This is a genomic window from Peribacillus muralis (genome assembly GCF_001439925.1).
Lineage (GTDB): Bacteria > Bacillota > Bacilli > Bacillales > DSM-1321 > Peribacillus > Peribacillus muralis.
Map to the genome: position 1 here is coordinate 84872 of NZ_LMBV01000009.1, position 19603 is coordinate 104474.

Sequence of the window (19603 nt, forward strand, 5' to 3'; positions counted from 1 at the left end):
GGCCATGGGTACACAACTGGAAATGAAGAAAATATCGATTGAATTTCCCGGGGTAAAGGCGCTTAGCGAAGTGGATTTTTCGGTACGCTCAGGGACAGCACATGCATTGGTCGGTGCAAACGGAGCTGGGAAATCGACGTTAATGAAAGTTTTATCAGGGGCACATGTTCATTATACAGGTGACATCTACTTGGATGGAACGAAGCGGGAAATCCGTTCACCTAAGGAGGCGCAGGATCACGGTATCCAAATCGTGCATCAGGAAGTGGATACGGCACTCATCCCTTATTTAACCGTAGGTGAAAATGTAATGTTAAATGAAATGGTCCAAAATATGGGGAAGAAACAACTAGTAAATTGGAAAGATCTTCACAATGCAGCCAACACTATTCTTAAAGATATGAACATTGAGGTTTCTTCGAAAAAACTGGTTAAGGACCTCACCTTGGCCCAAAAGCAGATGGTTTTAATAGCAAGGGCCGTTTCGACTCAATGCAAATTATTGATTCTTGATGAACCGACTGCTCCGTTAAGCCATACGGAGACGACAGAACTTTTTCGGATTGTAAATGAATTAAAGCTAAAGGGCGTGGGAATTATTTTCATCTCCCACCGTCTCCCTGAAATTTTTGAGATTTGTGAGGAAATTACGGTCATGAGGAATGGTGAGCGAGTCACTTATCGAAAAATGGGTGAAATCACCCAGAATGAAGTGGTTGAGCTCATGCTTGGAAAAACGATGGATGAACAGTTCCCTGAAGTGAATGCAGCATTTGGTGACGTCGTTCTGGAAGTGAAGGGATTAACAGATGCAGGGAAGATTAAGGATGTCAGTCTGCATTTGAAATCAGGAGAGGTAATTGGCTTGGCAGGCTTGGTCGGGGCTGGGAAAACGGAGCTGTGTAAAGTCCTTTTTGGTCATACTTCGAAACGTGCTGGCGAAGTCATCCTGAATGGGAGAAGCCTTTCCTTGAAATCACCGCATGATGCGGTAAAAAGCGGTTTGGCACTGGTACCGGAGGAACGCAGGAAAGAAGGAGTCCTTATTCAGGAGTCAGTCACGGCGAACTTGACTTCAGCTAGTATCGGCAAGTTCTGCAAGACCTTCAGTTTCGTGGATCGTAACGCGGAAAAGGAAGCAGCGAATGAGATGATCGCGAGTCTCGGCATCAAGACCTCCTCGGGTGAAGCAAAAGTGGAAAACCTTTCAGGCGGCAATCAGCAAAAGGTCGCCATAGGGAAATGGCTGATAGCCGATGCGGATGTATACATATTCGATGAACCGACAAAAGGTGTCGATGTTGGTGCCAAGAAGGATATATTCGACTTGATTGCGAAGCTTGCCAGCAATGGGAAAGCGATCATATATGCATCCTCCGAGCTTTCCGAAATCATGGGCATAACCAATCGGACATACGTGTTATACGATGGAAGAACGGTCATCGAACTACAAACAAACAAAACCAATGAAGAAGAACTATTATTCTATTCAACAGGAGGAAAATAGGATGAGCACAATCGTTCCTGTTACAGCTGACGCAAAAAAGCGAAAGGTGGAGTTGTTCGAGTTTTTCTATAAATACGGCACGATATTGACGATTATCCTTTTGATTGGGGTCTTTGCCGCATCCAACCCATCTTTCATTCAAACTAACAACCTGATTAACATCCTGCGCTCGATTTCTATCGTGACCATCATTGCAATCGGCATAACGATATCTTTAACGGTGGATGGATTCGACCTATCAGTCGGCTCTGTCGCTTCATTGGCCAATGCAATCGTCATTTCGATGTTTGTCTGGTTTTCACAGGATACTCTGATTGCCATATTGGCTGCAATCGGCGCCTCACTTGTCGTAGGGGCCTTGAATTCATTCATGATCGTTAAATTGAGAATTCCCGACATGCTGATGACCTTGGCTACGATGTTCATTATTCAGGGCATTGCCCTAACCTATACAAAAGGAGCGACGGTTTCGCAAAATATGGTCATGCCTGATGGGACATTTGCAACAGGACCGATCAGCCCGCTTTTCGCCAAAGTAGGCCAAGTACCATGGATTATCTTGATCATGGCAGTCATAGTGTTGGCGACGCATATTTTTTTGACGTATACGAAGCACGGTCGTTATATGTACATTATTGGGGGAAATAAGGAAGCGGCGAGACTTTCCGGCATATCGGTCAATAAATATAAGGTGCTGGCCTATCTCCTTTCCGCGCTATTCGCCGCCATCGGAGGGATAGTCCTGGCTTCACGAGTGATGACGTCCGAAATCAATTCAGGGTCACCGTATTTAATGGATGCCGTTGCAGCAGCCTTCATTGGTTCCTCCGTATTGGGGGTTGGAAAGCCGAATGCTTTCGGAACCTTTGTTGGAGCGGTCCTGATCGGAATCCTTCAAAATGGGCTGATCATGATGTCCGTCCCGTATTATGCGATGGATATCGTCAAAGGAACAGTGCTGGCCCTTGCGCTTGCAGTTACCTATTATAAACAAAAACAATAAAAGTAATCCAAGACGTCATAGTAAAGCCCCCTTGCCATCCCGAGCAAGGGGGCTTTGTTAGTAACTATTACTTCCATATAAGGTAATTGGTGTGATATATATGATAGTATGTTTGCTTGTAAAATGGTTGATGGTCAAGTTGGTATAAAATCAGGCGGTAACTTAAAGGATTTTCATCATTTCCCGCCAGAAGACCCCTTCCTTTAAAGCATGTGAAGGGTAAGAAAGCAGAAGGGTGTCATGTCATAAAAAAAACAGAACCGATTATACTTCAGGTTCTGTCAATGGTACTATTTGAAATTTCGCACTTCCTGATCGCCCTCGAATTTATTATCCTTCAATATGCCGATGTCCTCTATATGATTGCGGGCATTTTCATCACCTAATCGATAAATGATGGCATAAAGTTTTTTCATGGCTGCATCGTATTTATCATTTGCCCGGTCATGATGATAGAGGAGATAGGGAACATGTGAACGTGCATATGTTTCCGAATCATCTTTATGTTGCTCCTCTAAGCATTGCTTCAATTCCGCCAGTTCCTCATCTGTTGCGTGTATCGTGAAGCTTGGATTTTCTTCAAGTTTTTGTCCGAGTACATCGCCGCTGACCAAATCGACGTGATAGGTTTGTCTTTCTTGCATCATTGTGCTCATCATCCTTTCAAGCGTTTATCTATGATGTACCACTATTTGTAAAAGTTAATCATAAAAGTGAACATTTCCGAAAAAAATTAAAGAAAATTCATCCTGATCAATCGTCTATAGATTAATAAAAATGGGGAGTGATACAGTGAAGAAATCATTCGTGATGATAGTCTTGATGGCCTGGATTGCTTCAGGCTGCATAACAAGAAATTTCGATTCGAATATGGATTTGGGAAAAGACCAGTTACATGAGGAAAATTACTTAGAAGCCCACGAGGCATTTGAATCAGCCTATAAAGAAGCCCAAACAACAAAAGCGAAGGAGTTAAGAGATCTTTCTGGCTTTCTTGCAAATGGAATGAAGAAATATGATGAACAGGATTTTAAGTCGGCCCAGGTAGAATTTAAATTGGCATCATCCTATAAGGCAAAATCCGATGAAGGAAAACAATTGGTTTTAAAGGGAAAGGACATGATTTCCTTATTGCGAACCACCAGCATAGAACTAAGTGAAGGGAGCGAAGCCGAAGGGGCTGCTGAGCCGACAACGGACTTGCAAGGAAGAAATGAACCACAAGCCCAAGATCAGCCGGCTGAACCGGAGGAAGACAAAGAAGAAAGTGAGGTAAATACGTTGAGTAAGCTTCAAGCGGAGAAGCTAGTGAGAGATTACGTGGACATGGAAAATTTCTCCCATTTACAAATAAAATATACTCATAAGGATAATAAGGGAGATTTTATTTTCCAAGTTTTTGAAAGCGATCAAGGAAGTAAGGGAAGTGGTCACAGAGCGACATGGGGCTGGTATGGTGTGAATACGGAGACAAAGGAGGTATATGAAGTCATGAAGGAGAAATGAATGGCTGCAAAATAAAAAGGGCCGCTGATGTGGCCTTTTTATTTTGCAGCCGTCGCTATAAAACGTGAAGAATCTTCAAGTTTTTTAGAAAAAACTGCGCTAGCCTATAATTTCTTAAGAATTTTTTAATAATCGCCCTTTATGATGGAACCAATCAAAGGAAAATCATAGGAGGAATTAAGATGGAGGATTATAAAAGTAATGAGCAAGTCCGGATGAAGCAAGATGGGAAAAAGGGTAAATCGCTTTGGATGACTAGTCTTGTTTCCGGCATGATTGCTTCCGTGGTTACATCTTCTGTATTTATGTTTGGTGGGGATTTCGTCGATCAAGGAAAAAATTCAGTGGATGATTCAGCTCAAACGGCAAGCGTGCAAAAGGATGGAGGGGTCACACCGCAAAAGTTGTCGACTAGCACTGATTCAAAAGATCGGGCAAATATGGTTGAGTCTGCATCGAAATCGATTGTAGGGGTGGTGAATTTACAGGAAACACAGAACCAAAACCCATTCCAACAGCAAAGTACGGAGAATGAAAAGGTTGAGACCGGAACCGGGTCAGGGGTCATTTATAAAAAAGAAAATGGAAAGGCCTATATCATTACGAACAATCATGTAATCGAAGGGGCCAAGGAAGTAGAAATTTCCTTATACGATGGACAGAAGGCGAAAGCTGTTGTTGTAGGAGCCGATGCATTGACCGATTTAGCGGTTTTGACAATCGATGCTTCAAAGGCGCCGGATGGAATTAAGTTTGGAAATTCGGAGAGCATGCGCCCAGGTGAAGAGGTGCTGGCCATCGGGAATCCACTTGGCCTTGATTTTTCCCGTTCGGTTACACAGGGAATCGTCAGTGCGACTGGGCGCTCCATTTCCGTCGATACATCGGATGGGGCTTGGGCACTTGATGTAATTCAAACAGATGCCGCAATAAATCCCGGGAATAGCGGTGGGGCATTGATCAATACGGCTGGCGAGGTTATCGGGATAAACAGTTTGAAGATATCCGAAAGTGGCGTGGAGGGCTTGGGATTCGCCATACCAAGCAATGATGTGATCCCGATCGTAACGGAACTGATTGACACCGGAAAAATCACCCGTCCATACTTGGGAGTAAGCTTGGCCAGTATCGAAGAGCTACCTCAGTATTACCTTCAAAATGTACCAGAGGCTGCCAAAACAGGTGTAATGATCACGAGCATAGAAGCTGGATCAGCTGCCGAGAAGGGCGGACTTAAGCAACAGGATATTATCATGGAGATCGACGGAACGAAAATCAGTACGGCAGCAGAATTAAGGAAATACTTATACAATGATAAAAAAATCGGCGAAAAAGTAAAAATCAAGGTGTATCGGGGCATGAAAGAGAAAACGGTAACGATCACGCTGCAAAAATCATAGTACGAGCTGAGGCCCCCTGAAGAACCATTCAGGGGGCCTCTATTGAATAGTTTAGCCAACCTAATAGATTGAATAGAAGAGGAAGATAACGGGAATATTGATAGGGTATTTATCCTGTTTTGCTGAAACTCCCATCTAGTCATGAATGCCTAAAGGCAAGTAGTGGCTTCGTCTATTTGTCAAGAGTTTGTATTGTTTATATGTTGAAAATTAGAAAAGATTTGACAAATTTGTGAATTGTCATAAAATAGAAAGAAAGGGGATGAAATTATGGAAGCTAATCAGAAGATGTTGGATGCAGTGAGATGGATATCGGGCACAGGTTGTGTAATCGGAATTTTTATTTTTTGTTTAAGTTTTTTTGTAAGCGATTACAATAAAGATTATATACTGACCGCTGTTGGTATGGCCATCACATTAAGTGCAGCTGCCATTTTCCTAGTTGGTATATTTTTTGTCCTGACAGAAGAAATGGTGATGAATACACATAAGGGTGCAAGAGTTGAACCGGAGACGACCAAAATCATCAAAATAAAAACAAAAGCGAAAACAAAAAGAAGAAGGGTGTCAGTATGACACCCTTCTTTCTTTTTTTAAACTATTATTGATAGCCCCAAATCATTGTAAGCAGTGTACCGAATATGGTAACCAAAGCAATGAATAGAGCGTAGTAAACGTTTGTGTAGATGGCTTTCTTATCCTCGGATTCACCAGCATGCATGAACATGACCAGCTGAACGCCGGCTTGCATGAATGCTGTCACTAAAAGGACGATCATCCCGGTTTTAAAAGAAAGTTCATATACAACTACACCAAGAGCAACGGCTGTAAGAACCATGGAGAATATGAATCCCATAACATGTCCACGTGGGAATAGCTGTTTCATATTCATATTACATCATTCCTTTCAGATAGACGAAGCTGAAGATGAAGATCCAAACAACGTCTAGGAAATGCCAGTATAGAGAGTAGATGAACGCTTTGTTGGTAGTTTCCGGTGTCAAACCGCGCTTCTTGACTTGAAGTACGATGAATGTTCCCCAGAATAAACCGAGCGTTACGTGAGCTCCATGCGTTCCAAGCAATGTTAGCAAGATGGATGTGAACGCACTTACTTGCAGTCCTGCACCGATATGAACATAGTGCTTGAACTCGTAGATCTCAGTTCCAAGGAATCCTGCCCCAAGAGCAAGGGTGATGATGAAGAAAATCATCATTGCATTCTTGCTGCCGTGGCGCATTGCATTAATTCCAAGACCGATGGTGAAACTACTAGTCAATAGCAGGATCGTTTCAATTAGAACTGGTGTAACCTCGAAGATATCTCCACCAACAGGACCATTGGCGGTCCTGTCAACTAGTGTGAAGTACGTTGCAAACAGTGTTGCGAAAAGCGCGATTTCAGCTCCAAGGAAAATCCAGAAACCTAAAATCTTTAGTCGATTTTCTTCTGTACTATATTCAAGTGGCAGCGAGTTATCTATTTTCATGCGTTAGCACCTCGCAATTTTTTTTCTGTTTCTTCTATCTCTTCAACAGTGATGTGATGACCGTGATCTTTTTCGAATGAACGATGGGCCATGCAAGCAAAGATTCCAAGCGTTGCAATGATTGCGAAGATCCACATGCTGAATACCATTGCAAACCCCCATACGAAGAAGATGATACCCAGTATGAATGGAACGCCGCTGTTATTTGGCATATGAATTTCTTTGTACTTGCCTTTGAACAATGCTGGACCATTATTTTTTGAATCCCAGAATGCTTGTGAAGAATCAACTTCAGGTACGATAGCGAAGTTGTATTCCGGAACTGGACTGTGAGTAGCCCATTCCAATGAACGTGCATTCCAAGGATCGCTTGAAACATTTCTTGGCGCATAACGAGTGCTCCAGTAAATGTTGTACACAAGGAAGGCGAAACCGAGCAATAAACCAAGTGCACCGACGAATGAAAGCATGTTCAGTGGACCATATCCCGTTGATTCCGAATATGTGTACATACGACGTGCTTGACCATCCAAACCTGTGATGAACATAGGGAAGAATGTTACGTTAAATCCGACTACGATGAACCAGAAAGCCCATTTCCCAATTCTTTCGCTCAATTGGAAGTTGAAGATTTTTGGCCACCAGTACGTAAACCCAGCAAGTACGGAGAATACAGTACCCGGAATCAATACGTAGTGGAAATGCGCCACCAAGAACATGGTGTTGTGATATTGGTAATCGGCACTTGCCATTGCAAGCATGACTCCCGTTACCCCACCGATCGTGAAGATCGGAATGAAAGCTAATGAGTAAAGCATTGGAACGGTGAATTCGATTTTCCCTCTCCAAAGCGTGAACAGCCAGTTAAAGATTTTAATTCCCGTCGGAACGGCAATCGCCATCGTTGTAACCGAGAAGATACCGTTAACCATTGCACCGTGACCCATCGTGAAGAAATGGTGAGCCCATACAACGAATGATAGAACGGAAATGGCAACCATAGAGACAACCATTGATTTATAACCATAAAGGTTACGACGTGCAAAAGTAGAAATGATCTCACTGTATATACCGAAGGCAGGCAAGATAACGATATAAACCTCAGGGTGTCCCCAGATCCAGAACAAGTTAGCCCAGAGCATATCAGATCCGCCGTTAGCCATTGTAAAGAAGTTAGTTCCAAACATACGATCCATTGTCATTAACGCCAATGCCACTGTCAAAACAGGGAAAGCGAAAACGATGATAAGGTTCGTGATAAGGATTGACCATGTGAACATCGGCATTTTCATCAATGTCATACCAGGTGCTCTCATTTTCAAAATTGTTACGATAAAGTTGATACCAGTCATTAATGTACCGATACCTGCGATTTGGATTGCAATCGCGTAATAGTTCATCCCAACGGATTCACTGAATTCGACACTCGCTAACGGGAAGTAAGCTGTCCAACCTGCATCAGGAGAACCCCCGACTACGAACGAGATGTTGAATAGCATGGCTCCCCAGAAGAACAACCAGAAAGAAACTGCGTTCAAACGAGGGAAAGCTACGTCACGTGCTCCAATTTGTAAAGGAGTGACGATATTCATCAAACCGATGATGAATGGCATGGCCATGAACAGGATCATAACGACCCCGTGTGTTGTGAAAATTTCATTGTAATGCTGACCATCCAACAACCCATTATCAGGTATTGCTGTTTGGGCACGCATCAATAGTGCATCGGCACCACCACGGAAAAGCATAAGTAGTGCAGCGAGAATGTACATGATACCAATACGTTTATGGTCAACTGTTGTGAACCACTCGCGCCATAGGTAGCCCCACTTTTTAAAATAGGTTACGCCTACTAGTATCGCAAGGACTGTAACCGCGATTGCGATCTGTGAACCGACAATCATAGGGGAGCTGTGTGGTACGGCAAATCTATCAAAGTAATCCATACTCTTTGTGACTCCTTTCGAAAAGTCATTCTATATAACCGTTTGTAATGTCAAGTCTTAATGTTGGTGCTCTGTTTCTGCTTCATCTTTTGAATCTTCATGTTCTGAATGTTTGGATTCACCTTGGCCTGAAGCACCATGATTATGTTCAGGAGCAGGTTTGAAGTCAAGATGTGTTCCGTTAAATGTGTATTGTCCAACATGACCTGGTTCCAATAGTTCATCAAATTCACTTTCCGTCAATTTCTTAGCGGTACCGTGAATTTCATCAACCCACTTCGTGTATTCTTCTTCAGGCAATGCCTTGACATTGAAAGTATGCTCAGCGAAACCTGAACCACTGAAGTTGGCGTTTCTTCCCATATAATCACCAGGTGTATCCGCTAATAAGTGTAAAGTGTTCACCATGTCACTCATCGCATATTTTTGCCCACCTAGTTGCGGAATCCAGAAGCTTGAGATTGGTCCGTAAGAATAAAGCTTAAATTCGATTGGTCGGTTTGTTGGTATGAACAAGTAGTTTACTGTTTCAATATCTTCTTCAGGATAACTGAAATGCCACTTCCAGTTTGAAGATGCAGCATAAATGATTAATGGTTCTTGATCTTCATATCCTTTTGGTGTAGCCTCAACTTCATATGTCGAGCGAACACTGACAACGGAAAGGAATATGACGATAAGGATCGGGATAATTGTCCAGATCGCTTCGAGAACGTGACTTCCTTCCACGTGAGGTGGTACATAGTCATCGCTTGATTTGGAAGCGCGATATTTAAATAACATAATTGCATAGAGAATGACAACGACTAAGACAATAATTAACATCGTCCAAATTGAAATCATGATCACATTAGCTTGGTTTGCTGCTACAGGTCCTTTTGGATCCAATACAGCTAATGGGTTGTCGCAACCAGTTAGTACAGTGGCGATGGAAAAAATTATAGTTAATAAAGCCCATTTCATTTTCATATAGATACCCCTTTCTTTCTTTATTGGAAATTCTAAATAACAAGTTATTCAGAGTGAGTGTTACATTGTTCACAAACTGACGTCTCTATATTAGTATCATATATGGAAAAAAACAATCAAAAGTGACATATGTCACAAAAAGTTCATGAAGAGATAGTGAAAGAATGGGATATGAGCTTATTAGTTGGATATATAATAAGAAAAGAAGTATAATAGGGTATTAGTTTATCTGAATTTGAGGCTGTTTTTATTTGAAATATGTTCTCAAAAAAACCGTTCGTGAATTGGTAAAAATTCAAAAAAATTACATTAGAATAATATTGCTTTTGAAGGTATTCATTAAGATGAGGGTTATAAGGGGTTAATTTGTTTTTTAATATATAAAATGAGAAAGAATCACGGATCATATAATTTGGTAAATTTAGCCTAAAGGCAACAAAAAAAGCAGGTATCTAAAAACGATGCCTGCTTCTTATTATTCACTCCATTGCTTCTGCACTTGATGAAGCGCTTGTTGTAAAATCTGTTCCTGATTTGCATTAGGATCTGTGAGGACGTTCGTTTGATAGGATTTCCCTTTATAATCGACTTTCACTGTAACACTTACCATCAATCATCGTTCCTTTCTTATTCATGAATGTTTAGTTAAATAGGATGGTTGTACGTTTTATTCATACCCAAGGGAGTGGGTTTTTCAAACATTTCGAGTGTAACGAGGATGATAACTTAATATTCTTAATTATCAGATATTTAGTGAAAAATGTCAATCCTTTTATGAGGGTTTCGGCATTAAACGTGAAATTTAAGTATTAAAAATCAAAAAGAAACGGCCTTGCTTTGTTTTGGCAGCAAGGCCGTTTCTTTATATTTTAGTTAAGATAATTCCGATTAAGGCTGCTAAAACACCAGCAATTTGATACGGCTTTAGCTTTTCCTTGAATAAGTAACAACCAGCGAAAACGACGATTAAACAGTTCAGGCTCACTACGGGGAATATGATGCTGGCAATCCCGGTATTTAAAGCGAAAAAGTAACAAACATAGGCGATGATGCTCAATAAGCCTACGAGGGAACCGATTTTCACTTCGTTGAATTTTAGCTTTTCCTTTTTGATGCTCAATGCCGCCATCAAATAAAGTGTTCCACCGCCATACATCGATACAAGGATGTCAAGTGAGTTCAGATGCAGGCGTGTGGTCGTTGTCATTAAGATTCCAAGCACACCAAATGAGAATATTGCAAATAATGTATGCATCATCCAAGGCAAATACTGATGATTGCCCTTGGCGTTAGGGGTGTACTGTATGACAAGGGTAGCAAGGAGCATGCAGGCGATCCCGGCCCACTGCAACGTAGAAATATGCTCATGAAAAATTATTGCAGCACACAGGATCGGGAATATGGCATTCGCTGCAATCAGCGGTGATGTCAAACTTGCCGGACCCTTTTCAAATGCAATGCCCATCTGGATATTCCCGTTTGCATTAAGGATCCCGATTGCGGCACCAAGCAAGATGGATAGCCAATTAACTGTCAAACCAGCTACAATTCCACCATACAATAGTGCCATGATGAAGGCCGTAAAATAAAAGAAAAATTGGATTTGTATCTTGGAGTAACCTTTTCCGCTGCTCCATTTAAAAATGCTGTTATTGATGCCGAAACATAAGCTGGTGATGAGTGCTGCAAAAATCCACATTTGTATAATCTCTTCCTTCTACTAGGATGAACTGCATTTCCATTTTAAGCGTAATAAAGGCAGGAATCAAACTCAATTTACAAGAGTTGGATTGACAGATTGAATATTTTTTTCTATATTTACTATGACTATTCTAAAATATATATTCCCGATAACGTGAGAGGTTCATAGCATCACCCTCTTAAAAAAACTATGGCTTTGCTATTTTCTGCGAATCAACCATATCTTTTTAGAGATATGGTTTTTGTTATATAGAGGCCCAAATTATGAATCTCCCCGACAAGCGAGGAAGAGGAGGACTTTTTATGTCTGGAAGAAAAGAAGAGGAATTAAAGGAAATTACATTGCTCGGGAACCAAGGAACAACATATACATTCGACTACGCACCAGAAATTCTCGAGTCGTTCGATAACAAGCACCCTAACCGGGATTATTTTGTCAAATTCAATTGCCCCGAGTTCACTAGCTTATGTCCAATAACCGGACAACCAGACTTTGCTTCCATATACATCAGCTATATTCCAAGCGTGAAGATGGTCGAAAGCAAGTCCTTGAAGCTGTATTTATTCTCATTCCGTAACCACGGTGATTTCCATGAAGATTGCATGAACATCATCATGAACGATCTAATTGAATTGATGGATCCGAAATATATTGAAGTGTGGGGCAAGTTCACACCTAGAGGCGGCATTTCCATCGATCCATACACGAACTACGGGAAACCTGGGACGAAGTACGAGGAAATGGCCGATTACCGCTTGATGAACCATGACTTGTACCCTGAAAACGTCGATAATCGCTAAAGTTTAATAAACGCAGACAAAAGGGTTTCGAAGGCTTTTCCTTTCGAAGCCCTTTTGCTTTTCTTAGTCCCCCTTTAAATTGCATGTTCTTTATTTGTATATACGAAAACCCGCTAATCGCATCTTTTCATACCGCTTCAAGATCAAGTTATTTCACACGGATCTTGGAAGTGAATTCAAGAATTAATCAATAGATGAAGCCTTAGAAACCCTTATAATTAAGCGTTCTTTAATTATGTAAGTCTGCCCATAATCCAGTGGTAGAGGCAACCTTTTAAAATAGTAAGACAGAGTTTGTAAGATAAATGCCATTTCGAAACGTTATCAAAGAAAAACTATTTTATTATGACCGACGAATACATAGATTTAATATATCTTAGAAAACTGTCTAGTTTATTGTGGCCATACCATAACTTTGTTTGCCCGCAAAGTGGATTGAAACGGAAGGCGCGAGACTCCTGCGGGAAATGCACGTCTACGTGAGACCCGGCAAGCGTAAAGGCTGAGGATGCTCACGGACTGCCCGTGGAAAGGGAGACAACCTACATATTCGCTTTTTTTTATTTTCCTTTTGTTATTATTTTGTCCTTTATAAAAATACAAATGTCCTCCTATAATGGATTATCGCTTGATTGTTTCGTTGAAAAACGTAATAATAGGGTGAGTTGATGTTGACAGAATTTTTTAAAAGTAGGGGATGTCGAGATGAAAGTTGCGAAGTTTGGCGGAAGTTCACTGGCGTCAGGTGAACAGATAAAGAAGGTATTCGAAATTGTGGCAGCTGATCCGGAGAGGAAGTTTGTGGTCGTTTCGGCTCCCGGAAAACGCAATTCCGATGATATAAAGGTAACGGATTTATTGATTGAGGCTGCAAAGCAGCAACTGCGTGGGGACAACGGCGAACCTTTAATAGAAGATGTAGTCGCCCGTTACGGAAGTATCGCTAAGGAGCTGGATATATCCGAGGAGGTCATCGCTGCGATTCGTGAAGATTTACAAACACTGCTGCATGCAGATCAATCCAACCCAAAGCGATACTTGGATGCTTTAATGGCCAGTGGCGAGGATAATAATGCGAAGCTGGTTGCGGCTTATTTTCAAAAACGCGGTGTCGAAGCACAGTATATCAATCCGAAGAGGGCAGGCTTGATCGTTTCGGATGAAGGTGGATATACCCAAGTGCTGCCAGAATCATATGATCGGTTATTTGCTCTGCATGATGAGCCGGGAATCATCGTATTTCCAGGTTTTTTCGGATATACGTTAGATGGTGAGGTTTTAACGTTTTCGAGAAGCGGCTCTGACATTACGGGGTCGATTCTTGCCAATGGCGTCAAAGCCGATTTGTATGAAAACTTTACCGATGTGGATGCTGTTTATGCGGTTAATCCAAACGTGGTTTCCAATCCGAAGGGAATCAGGGAATTAACCTATCGCGAAATGCGTGAGCTTTCTTATGCCGGTTTCTCTGTATTTCATGATGAGGCGCTTATCCCTGCATTCAGGGCGGGAATACCCGTCCATATCCAAAATACGAATAACCCGGCGGCACAAGGTACCCGCATCGTGAGTGCCCGTGATAATACGAATGGACCGGTTATTGGGATTGCGAGCGACAAAGGATTTTGCAGCATTTACGTTAGTAAGTATTTAATGAACCGAGAAGTCGGCTTTGGCCGGAAGCTGCTGCATATCCTTGAAGATTACGGCGTGGCATATGAGCATATTCCATCGGGAATTGACGATGTGACACTAATTCTGAGGCAGGACCAGATGAATGGTGAGTCCGAGAAGAAAATCATCTCCCGCATCAAGCAAGAGCTTCATGCCGATGAAGTGATTGTGGAGCATAATTTGGCATTGATCATGGTTGTGGGCGAAGGTATGCGGCATAATGTCGGAACGACGGCAAGAGCCTCAAAAGCGTTGGCTGATGCAAAGGTCAATATTGAAATGATCAACCAGGGTTCTTCAGAGGTAAGCATGATGTTCGGTGTCAAAGAACACAGCGAGGAGACGGCCATCCGGGCTTTATATCATGAGTTTTTTTGAGAATGACAGTTCCGAGACCACATGTTGGAAGGGAGAGGGGAATTATCCAAATAAAAGGTTTGAATCACTTTTTGTTTTCAGTATCCGACCTGGAAAAATCCATCGAATTTTATGAAGCTGTTTTTGGAGCCAAACTGCTTTTAAAGGGGAATTCCACAGCTTACTTCGATTTGAATGGGATATGGCTCGCCTTGAATTTAGAAAAAGGTATTTCAAGAAACGAAATAAATGCCTCATATACGCATGTGGCGTTTTCCATTGATGAAGAAGACTATGATGACATGTATGCGAAATTGAAAAGCTTAAAGGTGAATATCCTTACAGGCAGGGAGAGAGAGGAGCGCGATAAAAAGTCTATTTATTTTACTGATTTAGATGGACATAAGTTTGAATTCCATACTGGGTCACTGCAGGAAAGGCTGGATTATTATAAACAGGAAAAATCCCATATGACGTTTTATAAATAAGGATTGGAAACGCTAAGTGAAAAGTTAGCTGAGCTATTACAACCATTATCGGCTGTCGAGGACGATGGAACCTCAAAAAAAGCCTCCAATTTTAAAAATTGGAGGCTTAACTTTATTTTAGTCCATGATTGTAAGTAATTGATCGAGAGGTTTTCTTGATCTTGGTGTGGGAATCATATCGGGATAGCCAATGTGAAGGCTGCCGACGATTTTTTCTCCTGGTTTCACACCTAAAGCTTCACGGAATTCGGTGCTATGTATCATGCCATATGTTTCCCATATCATCCCGATGCCTTGTTCCCAGGCAAGTAAGCTGAAATTCTGGATCAAGGCACTTGTAGCTGCATAATCTTCTTCCCGTACCATCAGGTTCGGATTTTCTTCCATGATCACTGCAATAAACATCGGGACACCGCTCAGCTTATTGAATCCACGCTGTCCAGCTTCTTTCTTCTTTTCGGGATCCTTTTCCTTGCCAGCCATGAAAGCCCGGGTTGCTTCTGCGAGTTTTTGGCGGCTATCTCCGTGCACTACGACGAAGCGCCATGGCTGGGTCATTTTGTGGTTCGGAGCCCATGTAGACGTTTCCAACAGTGGTCGGATGATATCGAGAGGAACGGGGATGTCCTTGAAGCGCTTAATGCTGCGCCTTGCTTTTATGATATCTTCCAGTTTCATATTCATCAATCTCCTCTAATATATATGTAAGGTTTATAAGTTTTAAAAAGAAAAAATCCCCGGCTGCCTAATTTATGCTTCCAACGTGAATAAATTACTTGAATAAAGAGGGGGCAATATTCTAGTGACATGCATTCGCTAATGAGCATAAAATTTTTCTAGGCACAGAGAAAGCCGGGGCGACATTGTAGCTATGTACAACATCAACAGGGTACGATAAGGGAATATCGTAAAAGTTTATCAAATTTCAGAGATCGATAATGAAATTGAAAATCATTATCAATTAGAATTTTCGCTTATTTCCTGTTATTTGTCAAGAGTATTAGTTGAAAAAAATCAATTAATTTACCAATCCTTTAAATCAGTTAAAATCTTTTAATAATTCTGTATAAAATTGTATAATGGAAAGATGAAAAAGAAGCTACCTACATATGAAGAATCGAAGGGTGTCATAGATGAAAAAACTGTCCTCATTCCTTAAGCCATACTGGCTCCTGATCATTCTTGCTTTATTCTTAATGATTGTCGAGCTTGGTGTAGAATTATTACAGCCTCTATTCATTGCAAAGATAATCGATGATGGCATTTTACAGAAAGATTTATCGGTGGTGATTAAATGGGGAAGTATCATGGTCGGGCTTTCCATTTTTTCATTTTTGGGCGGGATTGTTAATTCCTTTACTGCTTCACATGTAAGCCAAAGTTTCGGGCATGATGTGAGGAAAAGCCTATTTGGTAAAATACAAGCGTTTTCTTTTGCCAATTTGAACAATATCCCGACTTCTTCGTTGATTACAAGGATGACGAATGATGTGACCCAGCTTCAAAATACGGTGTTCATGGGCTTGCGCATCATGGCAAGGGCACCATTGATCGTAATCGGTGGTGCGATCATGGCCATGACGGTTGATCTGAAGCTATCGCTCGTTTTGGCGATTTCGATTCCAGTTCTTGTTTTCTTCCTCGTTTGGGTTATGAAAAGGGCAGCAAAGCTGTTCAAGCTCGTTCAAAAAAAGCTTGATGATGTCAATAACGTTATGAGGGAAAACTTGACAGGCATGCGCTTGATCAAAGCTTTTCTTCGCAAGGAGCATGAGATAACCCGGTTTGACGGCGCCAATGATGAACTGAAAAGAAAGACGGTGACTTCGCTTCGTTTAATTGAAACGACCATGCCTGTGCTGATGCTTGTCATGAATGGGGCAATCTTGATCATTCTTTGGTTTGGAAGCGAATTTATTGCATCTGGTGATATCCAGGTAGGGGAAGTCGTGGCAATTGTTAACTATGCAACAAGGATTGCCGCATCTCTTTCGGTTTTTTCCTGGCTGATCATGGTCATTTCCCGAGCGAAGGCTTCAGCCGAACGTGTAACGGAAATATTCGAGACGCCGATAGATATCGACGAAGGTAAGACAGAAAGCGGCACTGATTCAGTCAAGGGAGGAGGGATCAAGTTTCTCGATGTATCTTTCCGTTATCCTGGTACCGATCATGCCGTACTGAAGCATTTGAACTTTTCTATCGAGCCCGGTGGTTCGCTTGCCATCATTGGAGCGACGGGATCTGGGAAAACATCCTTGTTTCAGCTGATTCCGAGATTATATGAGGTTGATGGCGGCTCCATCCTTATTGATGAACAAGATGTAAAGGATATTCCCTTGGATTCGCTGCGGAAAAGGATCGGCTATGTACCACAGGAAGCCTTGCTATTTTCAGGAACGATAAAAAATAACATCGCTTGGGGGAAAGAAGGGGCCACGGATGAGGAAATCAAGGCAGCGGCCATGCATGCCCAAGTCCATGAGACCGTAATGAAGCTACCGAAGCAATATGAAACGCTGTTGGGGCAAAAGGGAGTGAATCTGTCAGGTGGGCAAAAGCAGCGGCTGTCGATTGCGAGAGCATTGGTGCGAAAACCGAAGATTCTCCTTCTCGACGATAGTACAAGTGCACTGGATTTGAAAACGGAAAGTAAATTACTCAGTGCTTTAAAGTCCTATACATGCACGACGATCATCATTACACAAAAAATCAGTACTGCCATGGAGGCGGATAAAATCCTATTGCTGGAAAATGGTGAAGTGCTTGCTGAAGGGAAACATGATGATTTGATTCAAGCATGTGGGCTTTATCGGAAAATCGTTCACTCACAGTTTGGGGAGGAGGGGATTTCTCTTGAGCCGAAGAATATCTCCCGATAAGCCAAAACCAATCAACTCATGGAGTACGATAAAAAGGATCATCCCTTACCTGGCAACAAATAAAGGCCTTCTATTTTGGGTCCTATTCATGGTGCTGGTAAGCTCGGTACTGGGCTTGCTTGGCCCATTTATGGTCGGCATGGCCATCGATGATTATATCGTCACGAGGGATAGTACAGGACTAATTAGCCTTCTTATCGGTCTGCTGGCGGTTTATATATTCTATTCCCTATCGATGTGGCTTCAGAATTATTGGATGATCGGGATTGCTCAGGATACGGTCTATGCTATGCGAAATCAATTATTCAAAAAGCTTCACCAGCTGTCCATTCCTTTCTTTGATCGCCGTCAGCATGGGGAATTGATGAGTCGGGTCACGAATGATATCGAGAATGTAAGTTCCACTTTGAATAGTTCTGTCATCCAAATTTTTTCTAGTATGCTTACACTCATCGGGACAATCGGTGTCATGCTTTATTTGAGCCCCTTGTTAACCCTTTTAACCTTAATCATCGTTCCGCTCATGTTCTTCGGCTTAAGATGGATAACGAACCGGACTGGGAAGCTTTTTAAAGAGCAGCAGAAAAACCTTGGGGAACTGAATGGGTTTATAGAGGAAACGATATCCGGTCAGCGGATCGTAAAGGCTTTCTCCCAGGAAGATAAGGTGATTCGTGATTTTATCACGAGAAGTGAAAACCTGAAGAAGGCCGGGTTTTTATCGCAATCTTATTCTGGATTGATTCCGAAGCTAATGAATTTATTGAACAACTTAAGTTTTACGGTGATAGCCGCAGTCGGAGGTTTTTTGGCATTGAGCGGGATAGGAACGGTCACCATCGGGGTGATTGTCATCTTTACCGAATATTCAAGGCAATTCACCCGTCCGCTCAATGATTTGGCTAATCAATTCAATACACTTCTATCGGCTGTTGCCGGTGCGGAACGGGTTTTCGCCATTTTGGATGAAAAAGAAGAAGAAGTGGATGAGTTACATTCCTCTGAACTTCAGGATGTCCGTGGTGAGGTGGACTTTGAAGAGGTATCCTTTTCCTATAATGAAGAGGACCAAACGATTTACGATGTTAGCTTTCATGCAGAAAAAGGAGAAACCATCGCGCTTGTAGGACCGACTGGTGCAGGTAAGACGACGATCATTAATCTTTTGGCCCGTTTTTACGAGCCGAACAGCGGCCGGATCTTGATCGACGGCCAGAATATTCAGGAGGTAACGCGGGCAAGTCTCCGCAAGCATATGGGATTTGTTTTGCAGGACTCGTTTTTGTTTCAAGGTACGATTCGTGAAAATATCCGCTATGGCTGTTTGGAGGCGGGGGATGAAGAGGTGGAGGCGGCAGCCAAACTTGCTAATGCCCATTCCTTTATCATGAAGCTTCCAGATGGATACGGAACAATTCTGAGCCAAGATGGCGGTGGGATCAGTCAAGGGCAGCGTCAGCTTTTATCGATTGCCAGGGCCATTTTAGCCGATCCCGTCCTCTTGATCTTGGATGAGGCGACAAGCAGTATTGATACGATCACCGAGCTGAAAATCCAGGAAGCATTACAGCGCTTGATGGAGGGAAGAACGAGTTTTGTCATTGCTCATCGGTTGAATACGATTCAGCAAAGTGACTTGATCCTTGTTCTTGATGAGGGTAGGATCATCGAAAAAGGTTCACACGAGGAGCTGCTGCGGCAAAAGGGTTTTTATTACGAGCTATACCGCAGTTCAATTAAGGAAAATAAGACTGGATGATAGATGAAATGTGCGCCGGTAGGCGCGCATTTTTTTGCGATGTACATGGAAAACTAACTATATATATTACATTTTTCACTTGCTTATATGTAATTTATTTGCTAATATAACTGACGAACG

At 42.1% G+C, this 19603-nt stretch carries 18 protein-coding genes; 10 read left to right on the plus strand and 8 right to left on the minus strand.

From position 1 onward, the window contains the following. The first annotated feature begins 4 nt into the window (after positions 1 to 4). Both ASU00_RS13310 and ASU00_RS13315 read left to right on the plus strand, forming a co-directional pair. On the plus strand, positions 5 to 1507 hold the full coding sequence (locus ASU00_RS13310) for a sugar ABC transporter ATP-binding protein (RefSeq protein WP_057914022.1): 1503 nt from the start codon (positions 5 to 7) through the stop codon (positions 1505 to 1507). A gap of 1 nt (position 1508) precedes the next feature. After that, positions 1509 to 2510 (plus strand): ABC transporter permease, encoded by a 1002-nt coding sequence (locus ASU00_RS13315; protein ID WP_057913962.1) that lies wholly within the window; start codon positions 1509 to 1511, stop codon positions 2508 to 2510. Positions 2511 to 2800: 290 nt separating this feature from the next. Here the strand turns inward: ASU00_RS13315 and ASU00_RS13320 are convergent, their stop codons facing one another. Then, a complete protein-coding gene (locus ASU00_RS13320) occupies positions 2801 to 3157 on the minus strand; it encodes a hypothetical protein (RefSeq protein WP_057913963.1) in 357 nt (118 codons plus the stop codon). Positions 3158 to 3302: 145 nt separating this feature from the next. Here ASU00_RS13320 and ASU00_RS13325 point away from each other — a divergent pair, with 145 nt between their 5' ends. From ASU00_RS13325 to ASU00_RS13335, 3 genes are all read left to right on the plus strand, one after another. Further along, entirely contained in the window at positions 3303 to 4016 is a 714-nt protein-coding gene (locus ASU00_RS13325) for a hypothetical protein (protein ID WP_057913964.1), read from the plus strand. A gap of 182 nt (positions 4017 to 4198) precedes the next feature. Continuing rightward, on the plus strand, positions 4199 to 5416 hold the full coding sequence (locus ASU00_RS13330; RefSeq protein WP_057913965.1) for a S1C family serine protease: 1218 nt from the start codon (positions 4199 to 4201) through the stop codon (positions 5414 to 5416). 270 nt (positions 5417 to 5686) lie between these two features. Then, positions 5687 to 5992 (plus strand): hypothetical protein, encoded by a 306-nt coding sequence (locus tag ASU00_RS13335; protein ID WP_057913966.1) that lies wholly within the window; start codon positions 5687 to 5689, stop codon positions 5990 to 5992. Positions 5993 to 6017: 25 nt separating this feature from the next. Here ASU00_RS13335 and qoxD read toward each other — a convergent pair whose 3' ends face one another. From qoxD to ASU00_RS13360, 6 genes are all read right to left on the minus strand, one after another. Continuing rightward, a complete protein-coding gene (qoxD, locus tag ASU00_RS13340) occupies positions 6018 to 6302 on the minus strand; it encodes a cytochrome aa3 quinol oxidase subunit IV (protein ID WP_057914023.1) in 285 nt (94 codons plus the stop codon). Between the two features lie 7 nt (positions 6303 to 6309). Next, positions 6310 to 6906, minus strand: coding sequence for a cytochrome aa3 quinol oxidase subunit III (gene qoxC, locus ASU00_RS13345; protein ID WP_057913967.1), 597 nt, complete (start codon positions 6904 to 6906; stop codon positions 6310 to 6312). Then, complete coding sequence (gene qoxB / locus ASU00_RS13350) at positions 6903 to 8852, minus strand: cytochrome aa3 quinol oxidase subunit I (protein WP_057913968.1); 1950 nt, start codon at positions 8850 to 8852, stop codon at positions 6903 to 6905. Before qoxB ends, qoxC begins: the two co-directional genes overlap by 4 nt. A gap of 57 nt (positions 8853 to 8909) precedes the next feature. Then, positions 8910 to 9821 (minus strand): cytochrome aa3 quinol oxidase subunit II, encoded by a 912-nt coding sequence (gene qoxA / locus ASU00_RS13355; protein WP_057913969.1) that lies wholly within the window; start codon positions 9819 to 9821, stop codon positions 8910 to 8912. A gap of 475 nt (positions 9822 to 10296) precedes the next feature. Beyond that, positions 10297 to 10431 (minus strand): BA3454 family stress response protein, encoded by a 135-nt coding sequence (locus tag ASU00_RS25020; RefSeq protein WP_152983755.1) that lies wholly within the window; start codon positions 10429 to 10431, stop codon positions 10297 to 10299. Positions 10432 to 10683: 252 nt separating this feature from the next. After that, positions 10684 to 11520 (minus strand): EamA family transporter, encoded by an 837-nt coding sequence (locus tag ASU00_RS13360; protein WP_057913970.1) that lies wholly within the window; start codon positions 11518 to 11520, stop codon positions 10684 to 10686. A gap of 305 nt (positions 11521 to 11825) precedes the next feature. Between ASU00_RS13360 and queF the strand changes: the two genes are divergently transcribed. The 3 genes from queF (at position 11826) to fosB (ending at position 14842) form a co-directional block, all read left to right on the plus strand. Further along, entirely contained in the window at positions 11826 to 12323 is a 498-nt protein-coding gene (queF, locus tag ASU00_RS13365; protein WP_057913971.1) for a preQ(1) synthase, read from the plus strand. 705 nt (positions 12324 to 13028) lie between these two features. After that, positions 13029 to 14375 (plus strand): aspartate kinase, encoded by a 1347-nt coding sequence (locus tag ASU00_RS13370; protein ID WP_057913972.1) that lies wholly within the window; start codon positions 13029 to 13031, stop codon positions 14373 to 14375. A 2-nt stretch (positions 14376 to 14377) separates the two neighbouring features. Further along, positions 14378 to 14842 carry a metallothiol transferase FosB gene (fosB, locus tag ASU00_RS13375; protein WP_413783527.1) on the plus strand — a complete coding sequence of 155 codons (465 nt, stop codon included), beginning with the start codon at positions 14378 to 14380 and terminating at the stop codon, positions 14840 to 14842. 117 nt (positions 14843 to 14959) lie between these two features. On the opposite strand, the gene ASU00_RS13380 is transcribed toward fosB, so the two are convergent. After that, positions 14960 to 15520 (minus strand): nitroreductase family protein, encoded by a 561-nt coding sequence (locus ASU00_RS13380; RefSeq protein ID WP_057913973.1) that lies wholly within the window; start codon positions 15518 to 15520, stop codon positions 14960 to 14962. Between the two features lie 455 nt (positions 15521 to 15975). On the opposite strand from ASU00_RS13380, the gene ASU00_RS13385 reads away from it, so the two are divergent. Further along, a complete protein-coding gene (locus ASU00_RS13385; RefSeq protein WP_057913974.1) occupies positions 15976 to 17724 on the plus strand; it encodes an ABC transporter ATP-binding protein in 1749 nt (582 codons plus the stop codon). Next, positions 17699 to 19483, plus strand: a complete 1785-nt coding sequence (locus ASU00_RS13390; protein WP_236712725.1) for an ABC transporter ATP-binding protein — start codon at positions 17699 to 17701, stop codon at positions 19481 to 19483. The genes ASU00_RS13385 and ASU00_RS13390 overlap by 26 nt, the downstream gene beginning before the upstream one ends. Positions 19484 to 19603: the final 120 nt, after the last annotated feature.

What these genes read in the sequence shown, in the direction of transcription:
- ASU00_RS13335 (WP_057913966.1), top strand. Translation starts at nt 5,687, where the DNA reads ATGGAAGCTAATCAGAAGATGTTGGATGCAGTGAGATGGATATCGGGC.
- qoxA (WP_057913969.1), bottom strand. Translation starts at nt 9,821, where the DNA reads ATGAAAATGAAATGGGCTTTATTAACTATAATTTTTTCCATCGCCACT.
- ASU00_RS13360 (WP_057913970.1), bottom strand. Translation starts at nt 11,520, where the DNA reads ATGTGGATTTTTGCAGCACTCATCACCAGCTTATGTTTCGGCATCAAT.
- ASU00_RS25020 (WP_152983755.1), bottom strand. Translation starts at nt 10,431, where the DNA reads ATGGTAAGTGTTACAGTGAAAGTCGATTATAAAGGGAAATCCTATCAA.
- ASU00_RS13330 (WP_057913965.1), top strand. Translation starts at nt 4,199, where the DNA reads ATGGAGGATTATAAAAGTAATGAGCAAGTCCGGATGAAGCAAGATGGG.
- queF (WP_057913971.1), top strand. Translation starts at nt 11,826, where the DNA reads ATGTCTGGAAGAAAAGAAGAGGAATTAAAGGAAATTACATTGCTCGGG.
- ASU00_RS13380 (WP_057913973.1), bottom strand. Translation starts at nt 15,520, where the DNA reads ATGAAACTGGAAGATATCATAAAAGCAAGGCGCAGCATTAAGCGCTTC.
- ASU00_RS13385 (WP_057913974.1), top strand. Translation starts at nt 15,976, where the DNA reads ATGAAAAAACTGTCCTCATTCCTTAAGCCATACTGGCTCCTGATCATT.
- qoxB (WP_057913968.1), bottom strand. Translation starts at nt 8,852, where the DNA reads ATGGATTACTTTGATAGATTTGCCGTACCACACAGCTCCCCTATGATT.
- qoxC (WP_057913967.1), bottom strand. Translation starts at nt 6,906, where the DNA reads ATGAAAATAGATAACTCGCTGCCACTTGAATATAGTACAGAAGAAAAT.
- qoxD (WP_057914023.1), bottom strand. Translation starts at nt 6,302, where the DNA reads ATGAAACAGCTATTCCCACGTGGACATGTTATGGGATTCATATTCTCC.
- ASU00_RS13315 (WP_057913962.1), top strand. Translation starts at nt 1,509, where the DNA reads ATGAGCACAATCGTTCCTGTTACAGCTGACGCAAAAAAGCGAAAGGTG.
- fosB (WP_413783527.1), top strand. Translation starts at nt 14,378, where the DNA reads ATGACAGTTCCGAGACCACATGTTGGAAGGGAGAGGGGAATTATCCAA.
- ASU00_RS13320 (WP_057913963.1), bottom strand. Translation starts at nt 3,157, where the DNA reads ATGATGCAAGAAAGACAAACCTATCACGTCGATTTGGTCAGCGGCGAT.
- ASU00_RS13310 (WP_057914022.1), top strand. Translation starts at nt 5, where the DNA reads ATGGGTACACAACTGGAAATGAAGAAAATATCGATTGAATTTCCCGGG.
- ASU00_RS13370 (WP_057913972.1), top strand. Translation starts at nt 13,029, where the DNA reads ATGAAAGTTGCGAAGTTTGGCGGAAGTTCACTGGCGTCAGGTGAACAG.